This window comes from Thalassobellus citreus, from assembly GCF_044385915.1.
Lineage (GTDB): Bacteria > Bacteroidota > Bacteroidia > Flavobacteriales > Flavobacteriaceae > Thalassobellus > Thalassobellus citreus.
Genome location: NZ_JBISCC010000049.1, coordinates 1 through 330 on the forward strand (window position 1 = coordinate 1; position 330 = coordinate 330).

The 330-nt window shown below is 47.0% G+C and carries 1 pseudogene; it reads left to right on the forward strand.

What is annotated here, in order from left to right:
* A pseudogene (locus ACH5TX_RS00235) lies at positions 1-330 on the forward strand (hypothetical protein); the annotation flags it as partial.

A 330-nucleotide genomic window follows, 5' to 3' on the forward strand; every position in this document is an offset into this window, starting at 1 on the left:
AGCAGATGGGGCAACAGGTCCTAAAGGAGATAAGGGAGATAAAGGCGACAAAGGAGATACCGGTGATCAAGGAATACAAGGGATACAAGGTTTAGCAGGATTAGACGGAGCAGATGGAGCAACAGGTCCTAAAGGAGATAAAGGTGACAAAGGAGATAAAGGCGATACCGGTGATCAAGGAATACAAGGGATACAAGGTGTAGCAGGATTAGACGGAGCAGATGGGGCAACAGGTCCTAAAGGAGATAAGGGAGATAAAGGCGACAAAGGAGATGCTGGTGATCAAGGAATACAAGGGATACAAGGTTTAGCAGGATTAGACGGAGCAGA